General features: G+C 40.6%; 1 protein-coding gene. It reads left to right on the top strand.

Translation table 11 applies throughout. The features are described from left to right. On the top strand, positions 1–230 hold a 230-nt coding region (locus ACODS7_RS32930), incomplete at its 5' end, for a hypothetical protein (RefSeq protein ID WP_488828777.1). Positions 231–320 lie beyond the last annotated feature (90 nt).

Here is a 320-nt window from a genome sequence, read left to right as displayed (position 1 = left end):
TGGTTTTTTTGAAAATTAGTGCCTATACACTTTCTTATACCATCGTAGCACCAAGCGGAGAAATGTACCCGACGCAAGAGGTAGTCATGTATACCGCCTCACAAGAGCGTGCGATTCAATTACTAGATGATGAAATTCAGCGAAGATTAGGAGAGGGCTACAATCGACATATCTCTTATACAAATCAAGAAAAAGAAGAACATGAACCCATCCAACTGTCCCTTTTCTAACGATAAAAACCCTTCAGGTCGTTAGCTTACCTGAAGGAAAAATAAGAACAAATGCCCTCCTGCTTGTAGGCATTTGCTATGGGTGTTCAA

The sequence above is a fragment of the Bacillus sp. FG16 genome, from assembly GCF_057809515.1.
The sequence above is the reverse complement of the archived record's forward strand: the minus strand, read 5'-3'. Positions and strand labels throughout refer to the sequence as shown.